The following is a 14,884-nucleotide window of genomic DNA, read 5'->3' as shown; positions in this document are numbered from 1 at the left end:
ACTGTATATAAAAACAGTTGTCTTGGTTTGCGTTGAGAAAAGAGTTACCCGCCAAATATTACTTAAGCCACTTTAGTGAGCTTAGCGATTATTTACTTAAAGTATGTCAACCGCTATTAAGTAGTGCTCAGCGTGAGCTGCTGGCTGAGCTACACCGCTTGCCTGAAGGTGAATTGTGTTTGTTAGTGCGGTTTATTTCCCGCAAAACTCCTTTTCTGGATATCAATTCACTGCGCTACGAAGAGATCAATAATATTTGTGAAGTCGCGCTTTCACTAAAAGCAAAAGGGTTCCTTCGCCAAGTACAACAAGACGACTTTCAAGCACTATTACATTGCTTAACTAAACCATGTTTAATTGAACTTGCCGAGCGAGAGAGCTTGACTACACTGCCAAGTAAATCGGCAAAAAAATCGCTCTGGGTAGCGCATATCAATCAATCTGTCTGCGTTGAGCATCTAAATGCACAAGAATACCTATCCCAGTATCTCACGCTCTCATTTCAAGCCGATATCGACTACTTTCTATTTTTGTACTTTGGCAAGGTAGGCTTTAGCTTAGCGCAATTTTCGATGCGAGATCTTGGTGTAATGAATACCCGGAGCGCTGACGCCGCTTACCATGCACATTTTGAACAAAAAGCAGAAGCCGTGAGCGCGTTTTATTATGCAAATGCACTCAGTGAGCTCAAAAATGCCCCTGAAGATGAATTAGTACGGCGCGCTAGACAGGCCGCAGCGCAACAATTGCCTGAGGTTGATGGGCAATATGCAGTGACTGCACATGCAAAGTACCTGTTAACACTTGCCAGAAAGTTAGGTCCTGAATTTTCCCATTTTAAAACCTTACTGTGTATGAGTGAGCACCCTCAAGCTTGTGAGATGTTGATACGACATAATTATAAACAAGGTGAAGTTGAGCTGGTGCGAGAGCAATTAGAGCGCATATTGCAGGGGGAAAGTGATGAAACATTGATGATCTTCGCGGAAGACTTTTATCAGCTTAAATTTAACCAAAAACGCACTTCTGTACTTACGGATATGCTAAGAAAAAGTCAACCTGCGATCCAAGTTGATGAGGCTTTTAAGGGACAAACAGAGGCTGGCGTTATTGCTTATTATAAACGTCATGGCATTGAGGCCTATCATGTTGAAAATGAAATTTGGCTGGCCTTATTTGGATTGACCTTTTGGCAAGAACTGTTTTATCACCCAAAAAGTATCGTAGCGAATGGGTTTTCTAGAACTCCACTGGCATTAAAAGAAAATCGCTTTTACAGCGAATTTGAGGAAGAGATTGAATGTCGCTTAGCGAATTTTACAGATACTTCGGCTTGGATGAACTGGCTTCTACGCCAGATGAGCGAACATTACGGAGAAGCCAATCGGTTGTTTATTTGGCACGATAAGATGCTCGACTCAATAAAAATATTATTGTCTAACTTGTCAATTGAGGATGTCAAATCTGTTTTAAGGCTAATGTGTAGTGATTTTCATCTGATGAAATCTGGTTTTCCCGATCTGATGATAGTCGACAAAAAAGCGGGTTTAAGGTTTGAAGAAATCAAGGCTCCAGGAGATAGTCTTAGCCGAAGTCAGCTAGTTAATATTTCTAAACTCTTGCAATGCAATATTCCCACGCGACTGCAAACCGTTGAATGGCATATTTGCAAAGAGCAACCTTATGTCGTTGTCGATATTGAAACCACCGGTGGCAACAAAGAGTTTGATCGCATTACCGAGGTCGCCATGGTAAAAGTCGTTAACGGCGAGGTCGTTGCTAAATGGCAATCACTTATTAATCCGATGCGTCGTATCCCACGAAAAATCACTGACCTGACAGGGATCACTCAGGCAACGGTGAGTGATGCTCCAAGTTTTTTTGAAATTTTGGATCAAGTTGAACGGTTTAGCCAAGGTGCTATTTTTGTCGCGCACAATGTGAACTTTGATTATGGCTTTATTCGGCAGGAGTTTGCTCGAGTCGGCCGAGAGTTTACTCGTGCGAAGTTATGTACCGTGCAGTTAGGCCGAAAGTTTGTGCCGGGCCTGCGCTCTTATGCGCTCGGGGCGTTTTGCCAAGCGATGAATGTGTCCTTGGTTAATCATCACCGAGCGATGGATGATGCTTATGCTACCGCTGAAATTTTCATTAAAATCAATACAATAAGACAGGAAAAGTAGCATGTCAGCGGTTCGTTTAATGCATCAGCAGATGGGCCTATTTTGGGGGGCTGGCGTGTGGTTAGGGACGCTTTGCGTATCTAAGCTACCTTGGCAAGCGGTTATTTCTGCAGTGGTGTTGTTGGTTATCAATGTATTTATATTTGCACTTTTTTGGTGGGATAAGCGCGCTTCAACGCTTGCTCAATCACGCATTCCTGAGCGTAATTTACTACTGTGTGGGTTACTTGGGCTCAATATTATCACACCAGTGGCGATGTATATGCTCAGGCATAAAACCATCAAGCCTGGCTTTAATTTTAAGCTGTTGATGGTACTCATCATGCAGACCATTGTATCCGGTATACTGTTTATTTGGTTATTTATATAGGCCCCAATACGCTAATAGAGTTTTTAATTGATAAATTTTCTTTGTTGATTAATTATCAGTAGGATAATTGGTATCAATGAGAGAACAATAATGAACAAACTAGAGACGCTATTAAGCCAATATGCCATGTACCATCGCAGCAAAAGGAACATTCTGACTCACTTTTTCGGGATCCCGTTAATTGTAATTGCTGTTGTGGGTATGACTTTTATCCCGCTATTCAGTGTATCAGAAGTGACCATCACCGTTGCCGCGCTGATAGGGGGAATTTTATGTGGCTATTACCTGATATTATCTCCCATTTTAGGGCTCATGATGAGCGCCATCATACTGGCTTTTTATTTCTTTGTTCAAACGTTGAATCCACTCATTGTTAATGCAGGAATAATGACCGTATTGTTTTGGGCTGGTGTTTTTTTTGTAGGCTGGGTGTTGCAGTTTATAGGGCATTATTTCGAGGGAAAAAAGCCTGCGTTTGTCGATGATTTGATTGGTTTAGCAATTGGACCATTGTTTGTGCTTGTGGAGCTTTTATTTGTATTTGGGCTATTCAAAGAGCTCGAAAACAAAATAGTGAATAATGCTGGAGAGTATAAAGCATAGGCAAATAGTTGGGCTGAAATGTGATTTTTGCCCAACTATAAATACTGTTTAAGTTGTCATGCGAGTTTCTAATTTAGAGCCTTTTATTATCGTGATATCTTGGCAATTTAATCTTACTCGGCCACAGCGAGTTTCTAATAAAAAGGTCGCTTCTGGGTAATCTTCGCCACCTGAATCGACAAATTGCTTGCGTGCGCGGTGAACCATAATGTTCATATGGTTTGTTTGTACACCGAGTGCTTTTGCTAAGTCGTCACGATAAACCCAACCTTGAACGTCCGATTCAAGGCCCGCATCTTTATCTTGGATCCGGGTTCTGGCAAGTAGCAACAGTAAGTAGTGATGACTTCTGACGCCTAAATCTAGGTGCTTCTCGTCAACACTTAGTGTTAATTGGGTATCTTCTTCGTCTTGACTAACATTGAACTCTAGCGCCATTGGCTTAGCAGCTTTTTGGCATTCAAGGTGCTTAGTTACAGCAATGGTTGTGGCAGAAAAAAACATCCATTGGTCGTTCATCAACGATACAATACTGCCATCTATTAAGGCTTGGCGATCTGAGGTATTCAGATCTTCTAAAAACCAATAGTTGAGCAATTTATCATAGTAAATGATGTGTTTAGGATCATCTTCACTAGGAAGTAGAAGTTGATTGGTTACTTCTACTACTTTTTGGTTGTTTGATTGAGAAACTAAATATTGACACTCGGTTTGCAAGTTTGCCGCCACAAACGAGTTTTGACCAGGTGCTGCAAAATCAATCTTATCATTTTCGAAGAGCTGATACGGCAGGTTCTTGTCGAGTTTTTTATCGTTTATCCAGATACCGTTTGTACTCACATCTCTGATAAACCATTTGTTTTCATTGAGTTCGATAATGGCGTGATGTCGCGAAACTCCCGGCTTGTCAATCAAGGTATCTACACTATATTTATAGCGGCCTATCGTATGATAGCTTTTAAGGTAGACTCGTTCGAGTTTCTGTTCGTCGATTAAATAAGCCATAGTTAGTTCCGTATAACTTTGATGAAAATTACATGCTTATACAAAATAGATATAACAATTCAACAAAGCGTAAATTTCATCTATATCAATGTATAAGTGCCGTGAAGCATACAATTTTATTTCCTTCTACTCAATGATAAAGACCCACGAGGTGGGTTTCGTTGAGGGAAGAATTCACCAGCACTTACGTACCGGCTTGGTCTAATTTGGAATTACAGTTTTTCTAGTTTGACGCAGAATTCCAATGCCTAAACCAATTGTCTGATATTAGGGTGATAAATCCTAGCAAACATCTTCAGTCTAATTCGTTTACTCAAATTTAGCTATTACACGGCATTACACTGAGATTACAGGAATTTTAGACTTCATTGACTTGAATATATGCACCGTATAAACCATATTTTAACTAGAGAGGTGTGAGGTTAGCTCTCATGTGTTCTAGCTTTCGTAATCTCGCTTACTTTTCCAGTTACCTAAAATAATTTTTTACTGCCGTTGCGCCAGTTGTTCTTTTTATTTTTAGTTGTGGATTGCTCACAGCAACATAAAAAACCAGACTTTCGAAGAGCTTTATAGAAGCAGGAGTATAAAATGGGCCAATACAAAGCGTTAAAAACCGTTAAGTTGGAAGGGGTATTTCAGCTTTGTGATCACTTCGACTCAGAACCTTTAAATATGGACAGTAGTGCGGTGAAGGTGGTGACTGACTTTACCCGCAGGCAGCCTCAGGTGATAGCAAAAGACGTCGATATTGACCATGCTTTATACATGATGAAAAATGGCCATGTGCGCTCAAAGCTTGTTGTTGACGATGATGATAATTTCTTGGGAGTGGTAAACTGTCGCGACCTCACCGGCAGAAAAGTTTTAAGTGTTGCACAGCGAAAACAGGTATCGAGAGAAGATGTGTGTGTTGAAGATGTGATGGTAAGTAAAGAAGAGCTCTATGCTGTTCCTTATGAAATGGTTGCTAAAAGTACGATAGGAGATGTGCTGGAAACATTGCAGAGTTTAGGATTGCAACACGTTTTATTGGTTGGTTCGGAAGGACTCAGAGGCATGATCTCAGCTAGTGACATCGCAAGAGCATTGCATATTCCAGTGAGCATTTTGCAAAAACCGACTTCATTCAAAGAAATCTTTGGGGTTGTTAGCGGTAAGGAAGACTTAGCAAATTAGGTCTTATTATAATAGGTCGTGTTGTTTTCATTGGAAAAGTTTAGTGCTACAAAATATGACATCTAGGTAGATTCTGTTCATTCTCCTATTTCCTAGGTGTGGTTTAAGAAACCACACCTCCTTAAATCTTATAGGCCTTCGCTTTGTAGGTATTTTATTGCCCCTCTAATTGCTGCTACTTGACCCGCGATACAATTTTCTGGTGTTGCATTTTGACCATCAGGGTAAACTTCTGTTGTCGTTACAAAGGCAGCATTTGTCATACCCATACATAAACCTAGCGCAGTGCCATCATAATTAATTACACCGTGCTGCTCTAAATCAACACCGATTAACTGTCCATGGTCATCTGCATCAGCAATTTGGGTTACTGCAGCCACTTCTTCGATAATACGTTTTTGAAATTTAGCTTCCGGTTTTTGTGTATGTCCGACTAAATAGAAACCATCAGGAATGTTCCAATTGTGATTTTCTTTGCCATCTCTTGCCGCCAATGCTGGACGGAATTCAGAATTATCAGAATCAGTGGTTTCGTGTAAATCAACATGACACAGAATATCTGCGGTTTTCTTATTGACAAAGCCCATTGCAGATCGAGACTCAGGTGCTGGACTATCCGCATAAAAAGAGCGATTAGGGTCAACGGCTTCTGGGTTCCAGCGATTTATCGTTTCATAGCCCCAAGGACTTAAGCAAGGCAAGATAATGAAATTATAAGCCTGTTCATATTGTTGTACTTCTGATTTGGCAAAAGCGAGCGCACCATGTACACCGCTTGTTTCATAGCCATGTACGCCACCGGTAACCAGTATGGTTGGTTTGTTTTGCTGCCAGTTTTTTGTTGTTAATGCATATAGAGAATAAGTTTGGTTGGGGTAGTCAAGCTGACCATACTCGCTGACATCAAAAGTGTGTTTGAGCGCTTCTATTTGAGTTACAACCTCTTCAGAGTATGAGCGTTTGATCGATTGGCTTTCTAACCACAATGTTTTTTCTTTGGAAGTCCAAGGTACGCCGGGCGTACCTATAGCATATTGTCTTTGCATAATAACCTCGTTATAAATTTAGGTTATCTTACTCAATGCCTCGTTTTGAAAGCAACTTTATAAGGCCTACTACACACCAATAAGCTTGGGACTAAATGTATCCGAGTAGTTTAAGGCTATGTTGTTGCGCAAGATTGGGTTTGAAAGACCAAATTCTCAGTACACCGCTCGTCAAATAAAGTTTGGTGTAACTAAACCATAGTAATCGTTCTACGGAAATTTTTTCCACTTCTTCTGCTGGAATATAGTGTTTTTGGCCTAACAGGCTGTGATAAACCACACCCTGATTGCAGATTATTACTCGGCTCTGACCACTGAATATAGCCCATAACCCCATAACAATGTAAAACATGATTGCAGCAGATAGCGTTAATTGGGCAAACGAAACCATGCTAACTCTTTTAGACATTACTAAAGTATCTAGGATAAGTAAGCTAAGCGCGATAATAGAAAGGGAAATGAAAAATGATAAGTTCATTCCTAATTTTAACTCTTTCATTGTTGTTCCTATTTTTCTTTGATTGATTTTGAGAGTGTGCAAATTATTTCAACAAAATGAATCAATTGTGGAGGTCTAGAACTTTTCTTACTAATTCAAACTTTAAGATTGATGCTTTTGGGGAGGTTGCTTCTTTATTCGTATGTATTAGTGCTTTTGATCTTTCCAACAAGCTTCGGAATGAGGTGTAAATTAACTTGCACTTTTTTAATATGACAAATGGAAAAAGTTAGCATATGTTTAGACCTTAGTGTCTTTTGTTCCGTCTTGAAATATCTGTGATCTTGTTTTGCAGAAAAGGGTTAAGGAAGAATTATGAAATTTGAACAGCTACTCAATCACTTCGATACAGGCATTTGTGTCGATCAGATGCAAAAAGAAGCCCTAATTGATATTGCATTGCTATTTATTGGTGTTGATGGCGTCATCAATGAAAGTGAAAAGCATGTTGTAAGAAAATGGGCAAAAAGCTTGCAGTGGAACTCTGCAATCGCATTAGACGATTACATCGAAGATAGCCTTTCAAAATCTGTTATTGCGATAAAAAATGATGACATTGAAGCTTATGTGCAACACCGCATGAATAATATTATCGATGAGCCGATGCGTAAACTTGCAAAAGACTTAGCTGTGCGTGTTATTGAGGCCGATGGCAATGTGAAACAGGCAGAGAGGGAGGCGCTCGCCATTCTTGAGGCAGAACTATAACATAGTTTTTATTTGCGAAGTAAGTGGACCTAATTTGTCTAGTAAAATGCTTAGGTCCACTGATATCTAAGAGTAGTTTAGGCTCTAATGTATGCATAAATTAAGTATTGTCTCACTTTGTTTTCTCATGTTTGAGAAAACTGCTGTATTAGGCGTGTTTGCTGCTCAATTTGACTTAGTAACTCTTGACTTAAAATAAAAGATTTCTCGCCATGTTCCGTGCCTTTCTCTGCGAGCGTAGTAACGCTGTCAACGTTTATGCTTATCTGTTTTACCACACAACTTTGTTGTTCAATGGCGGCGGCAACACTGCGATTTAAGTCGGCTAGATGCATCACATGGCTTTGAATGGTATCAAGGCTTGAACCGTTATTTTTTGCAAGCTCAACACTTTGATTTGATAGGCAATTACTTTTTTGCACTGACTCAACAGCGGAGCTGGAAATATCATTTAGCTCTTTAAGTAATTGCGTAATTTCTTCTGTGGAAGTTTGTGTGCGCTGTGCAAGTGTGCGTACTTCATCTGCTACAACTGAGAACCCTCGGCCATGGTCGCCCGCTCGGGCGGCTTCAATTGCGGCATTTAACGCAAGCAAGTTGGTTTGATCGGCAATAGAGTTGATAACACTAAGAATATTTTGAATGCGATCATTACCCGAGACTAAGCGATTTACGGCACTGTTCACTTCCATTAGATGCTCATCAAGATAGTGAATAGAATCGATAACATCCTTAACCGCGGCTTTACCCAGCCCAGCCTGGTGTTCTGAATTATTGGCTGCATCTGCAGCATGGTTTACGTTTTCTGAGAGCTCATCAATTGTTTGCGAAAACTCGTCCATGCAAGCGACCATTTCTTTTGCCTCGCTTGTTTGTTGTTTTAGTAACTCGGCAACAAATTGGCCACTTTGAGTGGTAAGTTTCGCATTTTCACTTACTCGAATAGATACATCGTTCACTCTGCCTACTACCGCAGAAATTTTCGCCTTTTGCATTTCAAATGCCAGTGTAATATCAGCAACTCGATCGCGAGATTGACCGTATATCACAGACATTAAATCATTATCAAAAATCGTTTTGGCTTGTGTGAGTAAAGCTTTATATTTAGAGCGAAAACGTGCGGTTAACGCAATCGTGATGAATAGCAGAGACAAAGGTAGCAGCGTAAACCAATGGTTGTTTAATAGTGGTGCTAGAGGCAAAGTTATTGCGACTAAAAGCAATAAGATAAATAAGAGGAGAGTGCTGTCATAGCGGCTCAATTTTTGTTGGCTATCAAGAGTGCGATAAGCATTTTCTGCGCGTTTAATTACTTTGGGAGAAGGGCAAGTTCTTACAGATTGGTATTCAACTATGTTACCTTGCTCGTCTTTAATTGGAGTGACGAATGCGTTTACCCAATAATAATCCCCATTTTTTGTTAAGTTTTTAACAGGCCCCATCCAAGATTGGCCGTTTTGAATGGTAGACCACATATTTCTAAATGCCGCTTTTGGCATATCCTGATTACGAACTAAGTTGTGCGGCTGACCAAGCATTTCTTCAATGCTAAAACCCGCGATGTCACAAAATGACTGATTTGCGTATGTAATTCGACTGTCCAGATCCGTTGTTGAAAGCAAAACACTGTGCTTATTTAATTTTATTTCCCTACCCATTATTTTTGACATTTGTTTTTTAATCTCGGTAGCTAAATACAAGATGAAATATAAATCTAAGACTTTATAGTCAGAAGGATTTTTTAACCAAACCGCGGTTTAATACCGGGTTTACTGACCAAGATCAGGTTTATTCATGATTACCTCACCCGAGGTTAATTTGATTGTGATACATCAATAAATTCAACCGGTTTTTATGTTACTGAATGTAATCTAGGTGAGGCTCGAAGCCCATTATAGCTGAAATAACTAAACTCAATGGCTTAAGCGAATAAGTTAAAATTATCGTGCAAAATTAGAACGTAATACTATTTCTTTGAAGCGGAGGAATCGCTTTAGTAGCGTCACTCTCATGTCCTACGACCACCTAGATACCTACATCCATGTAGGCGAGGCAACGTTTACTTATTTAGCTGCTCTAGATAAGAAATTTTTAACGTGGTTAGCGTCAGGTTTGCTCCTCCAAATTGAGCAAGTATTAAGGCCTGCATACCTCAGTGGTATTGATGGTAAGTTTGCAAGTCTGTTTTTTGGGGGATTGCCAATGTTGAATGTCAGACCGAGCGGTGCAACCAGCATCTTCAATTAATATTACGTCGTCTTTACATAGCAATAATACAGCGTGATTTGCTTGGGTTTCTATCTTAAGTTGATAACCTTCAAAAAGTGCAATTCTGCTAATATCGTTATTAATAGCGGCCATCAGCAGAGCTTGTGGGTCGTCGTCGGTATTTTCACTAAACTTAAGTGTGCCGTCTACAGCAGCTGCAATATCCTTGAGCTTTGAAGCAAGATTGAACATATCTTCAGGATTATTACCGCATGTCGTCTTTGTACACCCCAATGTTAAAATGGCGATGATGATAAGTGCTAAGTATTTCATATTAACGCTCCCAAGCTGTTAAATGGCCAAGCTCATCTTTACCGGTATCTAAATTCCAGTTTTTAATTTCCCCACACTCTTTGTTCTCAAATACCGCATGGGCGATTATGGCTATATAGAGTTTAATATTAGCAACTGCCTTATCGAAAATTTCATTGTAATGCATAGGAGTATGAGGGGTAGTTAGGTTCATTATGTAGTCTGGGTTGACTTCTTCTGGACGAGGATAAAATAAACCACTACCAGCTGCTACATGCCGCGCTAGAGGGAAAAGTCGGTAACTTTCCTCGACAGTATCGACAACCAGTCGAAAGCCCTTATGCCAAGCCTCAAAGTCTGGTGCTACCTCACTCGCATAGTCAGAGTGTACGAGTGCTAATGTATGCATCCAAATACCTTGGATATCGCTATCAAAAGTGCCGTCTGAGTTTTCACATGACCCGATGTTGAGTTTAACTCTATCAGCGTGACCAATTTCCCCTAAATTTAGCCTCTCCCAGATAAACGAATCTTGATGCATTTCACAATCGCGATGGGCTGTTCGGTTTTGTTCATAGGGGCCAACTTTTAATTCCACAACGGGGTGGATAGTGATGTCAGCTGCAACGTGAGACATATAACCGCAAAGCCAAGCAAAGCATTTTTCTTGCGTTTCTCCCTCTAGTGTTTGGCAATATGCTACAGCCGCTTTAATTACTTCTCCCGTGCGCTCGTAATGCATGAAGTCGGCCCACTTATTTTGCTCCGATTGGCCGATAGCCAAATAAGGGTAATCTGGTGAAACACACCCAAGTTCTACGTACTTTTGTTTAGTACTAAGAATAAGCTTGGCTTTAGTAGGTATATCCATCGCCATCAAAGCGTTGTTTTCAGTTGCTAAATTAACTGCTGCGATATGGGCAAATGCGCCTGGCATAAGTAACTCCTTGTTCTGAAACTTGCCTTTAATATTAGCGTAATAAAGCGAATTTAAAAATCAATGGTCAATATAATCCAATAGTTGCTTTGATTTTTGCGCTGACTTAAGTACCAAAATTTATGCTAAGGGTGAGAATACACACTACGAAAACGCTCTAGTGCTGAGCTAATAAGGTAGTTCGATGTTGTCAAAGCAGAAAATTCTAGGCCGCTACATTGACCAGTGCAAGTGTGTAGAAAGTCAGAACTAAATATCAGATATAGTTTTTAAAAGAGATTTATTCATAGAAACTGAAAGAGCAATATGGTTTTACGGTGAGATCTAACTATGAAAAGGCAGGAAGGGTTATTGATATGACTTATTGAACAGGGTAAGGAAAAGCTGGTCGGCATAGCAGGATTTGAACCTGCGACCCCTGATACCCCATAAAAATTAACTGTGTTCAAACGTGTACAATCATGAACAAACGTGACCCATCGTGAGGTATCCGAATAAAACCTAACATATTGCTGTTGCTAATAATTTCGCTGTAAATTATACATAATTAAGCAACGTGAGAATCGTGAGTTAAAACCAGTTGGTGCGATAACTGTGCGATAAATTTATTGGCTATGTGTTAGGTGTGCGATAAATGGCGTCAATTAAAGCAAAATTAACAGAGTCGGTGATCAAAAATATTCCACTAGAGATCACCCGAATAACAGATACTGAGCTATCAGGTTTTTATCTCAATGTTGGCAAGCCTAACAAAGATGGGAAGCGTTCTTTAGTTTACTACCTGTATTATCGATTAGGTGGCCGAGGCTCAAAAGAAAGGCGTTTAGCATTAGGCCGTGCGCCAGCGTTGAGCGTTGTTAAAGCTCGTGAGCTAGCAAAGCAATACATAGGTGATGTATCACGCGGAATAGATGTATTCCTTGAACAAAAAGAAAAAACCAAAGCGCAAAAACAAGAAACTGAAGCACCAACGATACAAGAGTTAGTTACAGAGTTCCTAGAGCGCTATATCAAGGTTAATCGCAAAGACCCCATAGAAGTTGAGCGTATGTTTGAAAAAGACGTGCTACCAGCGATAGGGGGCGTTAAATTAAAAGACATTACCCGCCGAGACATTTTAAGCAAAGTATTAGACCCAATCACCGACAGGGGAGCAGGCACTCAAGCCAACAAGACCCTTTCAATTCTTAAACAGATGTTCGACTTTGCTGTTGAGCGTGACCTAATGCAGGGCAATCCCATTAGTACCTCCAAGAAAAAGAACGTGGGCGGTATTGAAAAGCCACGTACACGCGCTCTTGAGTTTGAAGAGCTGATACAAGTATTCGAGCGCCTACCTAAGCTAGGCGTAAGCACGCAAGTGATCTATGCCTTAAAGTTTATCGCCTTAACTGGTTGCAGGCCGATAGAGGTGACTGGCGCGCAGTGGCAAGAATTCGACTTTGATAAAATGATTTGGACCATTCCCGCCGAGCGAGTAAAGCAAAACAAAGGCGGGGAGCGAATCCATAAAGTGCCCATCACCCAAAATATGATCATTATGCTTGATGAACTACGCGCTTCATTCAGCTATTTAGGCTCAAAGTATGTGTTCCCAAGTACTACCTGTACCACAAACGCTGTAGGTGAACAGCCCATTGATAGGCACTCACTTTCAAGAGCGGTAAACCGAAAACAAAAAGAGCTAGGCGTTCCAAAGTTTGTGCCCCATGACCTGCGTAGAACAATGGCTACTCGCTTAGGTGATGATGATATTGGCGCTGATCCGATAGTGGTTGAGAAGATACTTAACCACCAGTTGCAAGGGATGCAAAAGGTTTATAACTTGCAAGAGTATATGGAGAAAAGAAGATGTTTACTAAAGCAATGGTCAGAAAAGCTTGAAGTAGCTGTTTTATTCAGAGATTATAAAAAATAAGTTAAACTTTCATTATTTGTCATTTTGCTAAGGGAGAGAGCTTTTGGAGTGGTTTGAAGAACTTTCGAACATGGACTATTTTAAACATGTATGTATTTTTTCTCTTACAGTTTTATTATCGATCTTTCTTCATATGAGCTCTTGTAAGTGGGTGAGGGTACTAGCTGTATCATCGACCAATTCCTTAAGCAGCCTTGTGTTACATTTATCTGGAGTTGCTTGGGCCTCAAGTGTCAGTATTTATAATAATGAACTTAAAGAACAGATAGTGACTGCATCTGTGCCGCTTAGCTTAGTTGGTATTCTTTTTATGTTATCAAACTCAGTAGCAGTAATTTTATTGACACTGCGACATAGGGGAAACCATATCACACTTGAGAGCGAACGTGCATTGCCTCCTGCAAGTGTTATATCTTTTAGCGCTGATATCCATAAGGCAAATTTAGCTCGTGTAATGAAAGCAACTTCAGCTTCTAAGGAGATGTCGATCGAGTCAGATAAAGATGTGAAATCTAAGAATCATAAAAAGCAAGTTGCGAATAGCGTTATTTCAGAGATGATAAAGGAAACCATTAGTTCGATGGTAGAACTAGCAAATAATTGGAATCAAAGCCGACTTGGTGAATTAAAATACTCCGCCAATTTGTTCTCTGTCATCAAAAAAGATGACTTAGACTTTACTAAAGAGGAAGAGCTAAGAGAAGCTGTAGAATCATCACCGTTCTTTCTTTACGTCGATTCATTCGAAAGTCGAACTGCTCATTGTGATTATTTAATTATTTCCCAACAGGAATATTCTACTTGTAATAAAAAAAAGTTGTTAAAAAATGGACAGATGATGGTTTTACCATTTAGTGACAGTAGTACTAACTTACCAAAATTTCATCCAAACTTTGAGGGAGCTCCCCAGTCTCTACTGACAGGACAAGCCAGGTACATCTCTGATACAAAGGTTCTATCCGAAGCTTTTTTTAAAGGAACTGAATCGACAGGACATGCTGAGTTTTTGACTAAGAACTATAAGGCGAAAATAGAGCAGTACTACCTGAAAGACGATACACTTTCCTTATTAAGTATTCCTCTTTTCGATTCTAACAATAACTATTTGGCAGTTTTGAATATTTATAGCGAACAAAAGAATATGCTCTATAGTGAGGATCGAGCAAAAGCTTTTTATGACTTCATTAGGCCACATACTCAATTTGTTGCTACTTTAATTGAAGAACAAATCAAAGTTGCTTCGCTGTAATTATTTCTTTGTGGTATCATTTTAATAGGTTACGTTTAAGGTGGTTAATTATGGCTAAAAATTATTGGATTAAGGCGGCTGAAAATCGCACAAAATCTCAACTTGTTGAGATCTCACCGTTGAACTTAAGCGTTCCTATGATAAAAGATGAGTATAGGGGGGCCATTGATGCTCTTGCTATCAAGCAAAATCAGCATGCTGTTTCTGTGGACCTTGTTGCTTTGGCAGAAGCTAAACCGAGGATTAAAGTGAACTCCGGCGATGTTATGAATTATGAGTTGAGCACTGGGTATATAGAAGGATATAGGGCAGCTAGAGATTACATAGATAGTTGTAGAGCCTTGGCAGAAAATTTGAGAACTTTTAACTCAAAGAAAGATACTTTGAAAGTAATTTAATTGTATCGAGCTTATTCTAGGTAAACTTTGGTAATCTCAGCCCTAAAATGCCCCATCTCTTGCGAAACGGTCTCTAAGGCCGTTTCATATTTATACCCCAAGCTTTTCAGCTCAACCATCCGCTCTTGAGCATAACTATGCCTAAGACCATGTGCGCCAGTCGAAAATAACAACGCGCGGTTTGATGCTTTAGAGNGTAAGCGTACGGCTAACTACACCTAGAGGCTAACATGCCAGGGCAGTAAACTGTCGATATCGCACTGTGGCTG

Annotated in this window: 15 protein-coding genes and 1 pseudogene (1 of these 16 cut by a window edge); 8 read left to right on the top strand and 8 right to left on the bottom strand. The window is 40.0% G+C overall.

Features of this window, described 5'->3' with window-relative positions; genetic code table 11:
- The first annotated feature begins 32 nt into the window (after positions 1 to 32).
- The 3 genes from CKO50_RS17350 to CKO50_RS17340 all read left to right on the top strand — a co-directional run bounded on the left by CKO50_RS17350 (position 33) and on the right by CKO50_RS17340 (position 3,156).
- The gene (locus CKO50_RS17350; RefSeq protein WP_095729256.1) at positions 33 to 2,183 is read left to right on the top strand and encodes an exonuclease domain-containing protein; all 2,151 of its coding nucleotides are present in this window, start codon (positions 33 to 35) and stop codon (positions 2,181 to 2,183) included.
- Between the two features lies 1 nt (position 2,184).
- Entirely contained in the window at positions 2,185 to 2,553 is a 369-nt protein-coding gene (locus CKO50_RS17345) for a DUF1294 domain-containing protein (RefSeq protein ID WP_095729183.1), read from the top strand.
- A 90-nt stretch (positions 2,554 to 2,643) separates the two neighbouring features.
- Entirely contained in the window at positions 2,644 to 3,156 is a 513-nt protein-coding gene (locus CKO50_RS17340; RefSeq protein ID WP_095729182.1) for a DUF962 domain-containing protein, read from the top strand.
- 48 nt (positions 3,157 to 3,204) lie between these two features.
- On the opposite strand, the gene CKO50_RS17335 is transcribed toward CKO50_RS17340, so the two are convergent.
- A complete protein-coding gene (locus CKO50_RS17335) occupies positions 3,205 to 4,161 on the bottom strand; it encodes an FHA domain-containing protein (protein WP_095729181.1) in 957 nt (318 codons plus the stop codon).
- A 591-nt stretch (positions 4,162 to 4,752) separates the two neighbouring features.
- On the opposite strand from CKO50_RS17335, the gene CKO50_RS17330 reads away from it, so the two are divergent.
- Positions 4,753 to 5,340 (top strand): CBS domain-containing protein, encoded by a 588-nt coding sequence (locus CKO50_RS17330; RefSeq protein ID WP_095729180.1) that lies wholly within the window; start codon positions 4,753 to 4,755, stop codon positions 5,338 to 5,340.
- A 128-nt stretch (positions 5,341 to 5,468) separates the two neighbouring features.
- Here the strand turns inward: CKO50_RS17330 and CKO50_RS17325 are convergent, their stop codons facing one another.
- Together CKO50_RS17325 and CKO50_RS17320 are read right to left on the bottom strand one after the other, a co-directional pair.
- The gene (locus CKO50_RS17325) at positions 5,469 to 6,386 is read right to left on the bottom strand and encodes a M14 family metallocarboxypeptidase (protein ID WP_095729179.1); all 918 of its coding nucleotides are present in this window, start codon (positions 6,384 to 6,386) and stop codon (positions 5,469 to 5,471) included.
- 91 nt (positions 6,387 to 6,477) lie between these two features.
- Complete coding sequence (locus CKO50_RS17320) at positions 6,478 to 6,885, bottom strand: hypothetical protein (protein ID WP_095729178.1); 408 nt, start codon at positions 6,883 to 6,885, stop codon at positions 6,478 to 6,480.
- 315 nt (positions 6,886 to 7,200) lie between these two features.
- Here CKO50_RS17320 and CKO50_RS17315 point away from each other — a divergent pair, with 315 nt between their 5' ends.
- Positions 7,201 to 7,593, top strand: coding sequence for a hypothetical protein (locus tag CKO50_RS17315; RefSeq protein WP_095729177.1), 393 nt, complete (start codon positions 7,201 to 7,203; stop codon positions 7,591 to 7,593).
- Between the two features lie 125 nt (positions 7,594 to 7,718).
- On the opposite strand, the gene CKO50_RS17310 is transcribed toward CKO50_RS17315, so the two are convergent.
- The 3 genes from CKO50_RS17310 to CKO50_RS17300 form a co-directional block, all read right to left on the bottom strand.
- Positions 7,719 to 9,251, bottom strand: a complete 1,533-nt coding sequence (locus CKO50_RS17310) for a PAS domain-containing methyl-accepting chemotaxis protein (RefSeq protein WP_095729176.1) — start codon at positions 9,249 to 9,251, stop codon at positions 7,719 to 7,721.
- Between the two features lie 478 nt (positions 9,252 to 9,729).
- Complete coding sequence (locus tag CKO50_RS17305; protein ID WP_095729175.1) at positions 9,730 to 10,134, bottom strand: hypothetical protein; 405 nt, start codon at positions 10,132 to 10,134, stop codon at positions 9,730 to 9,732.
- Between the two features lies 1 nt (position 10,135).
- Positions 10,136 to 11,050: a zinc dependent phospholipase C family protein gene (locus CKO50_RS17300; protein ID WP_095729174.1), complete on the bottom strand. Its 915-nt coding sequence runs from the start codon at positions 11,048 to 11,050 to the stop codon at positions 10,136 to 10,138.
- A gap of 634 nt (positions 11,051 to 11,684) precedes the next feature.
- Here CKO50_RS17300 and CKO50_RS17295 point away from each other — a divergent pair.
- The 3 genes from CKO50_RS17295 to CKO50_RS17285 are packed head-to-tail and all read left to right on the top strand — an operon-like array spanning position 11,685 to position 14,615.
- Positions 11,685 to 12,968 carry a site-specific integrase gene (locus CKO50_RS17295; RefSeq protein ID WP_095729173.1) on the top strand — a complete coding sequence of 428 codons (1,284 nt, stop codon included), beginning with the start codon at positions 11,685 to 11,687 and terminating at the stop codon, positions 12,966 to 12,968.
- A 43-nt stretch (positions 12,969 to 13,011) separates the two neighbouring features.
- The gene (locus tag CKO50_RS17290) at positions 13,012 to 14,217 is read left to right on the top strand and encodes a hypothetical protein (RefSeq protein WP_141240159.1); all 1,206 of its coding nucleotides are present in this window, start codon (positions 13,012 to 13,014) and stop codon (positions 14,215 to 14,217) included.
- Positions 14,218 to 14,267: 50 nt separating this feature from the next.
- Positions 14,268 to 14,615: a hypothetical protein gene (locus CKO50_RS17285; protein WP_095729171.1), complete on the top strand. Its 348-nt coding sequence runs from the start codon at positions 14,268 to 14,270 to the stop codon at positions 14,613 to 14,615.
- An 11-nt stretch (positions 14,616 to 14,626) separates the two neighbouring features.
- On the opposite strand, the pseudogene CKO50_RS24840 reads toward CKO50_RS17285, so the two are convergent.
- Both CKO50_RS24840 and CKO50_RS17275 read right to left on the bottom strand, forming a co-directional pair.
- Positions 14,627 to 14,809, bottom strand: a pseudogene (locus tag CKO50_RS24840) (site-specific integrase); the annotation flags it as partial.
- Positions 14,810 to 14,833: 24 nt separating this feature from the next.
- On the bottom strand, positions 14,834 to 14,884 hold part of the coding region annotated (locus tag CKO50_RS17275) for a transposase (protein ID WP_141240158.1) (this coding region is incomplete at its 5' end). 270 nt of the annotated region lie beyond the right edge of the window; 51 of 321 annotated nt are visible.

This window comes from Pseudoalteromonas sp. HM-SA03 (assembly GCF_002289345.1).
Taxonomy (GTDB): domain Bacteria; phylum Pseudomonadota; class Gammaproteobacteria; order Enterobacterales; family Alteromonadaceae; genus Pseudoalteromonas.
This window is presented reverse-complemented; position numbering and strand designations above follow the sequence as displayed.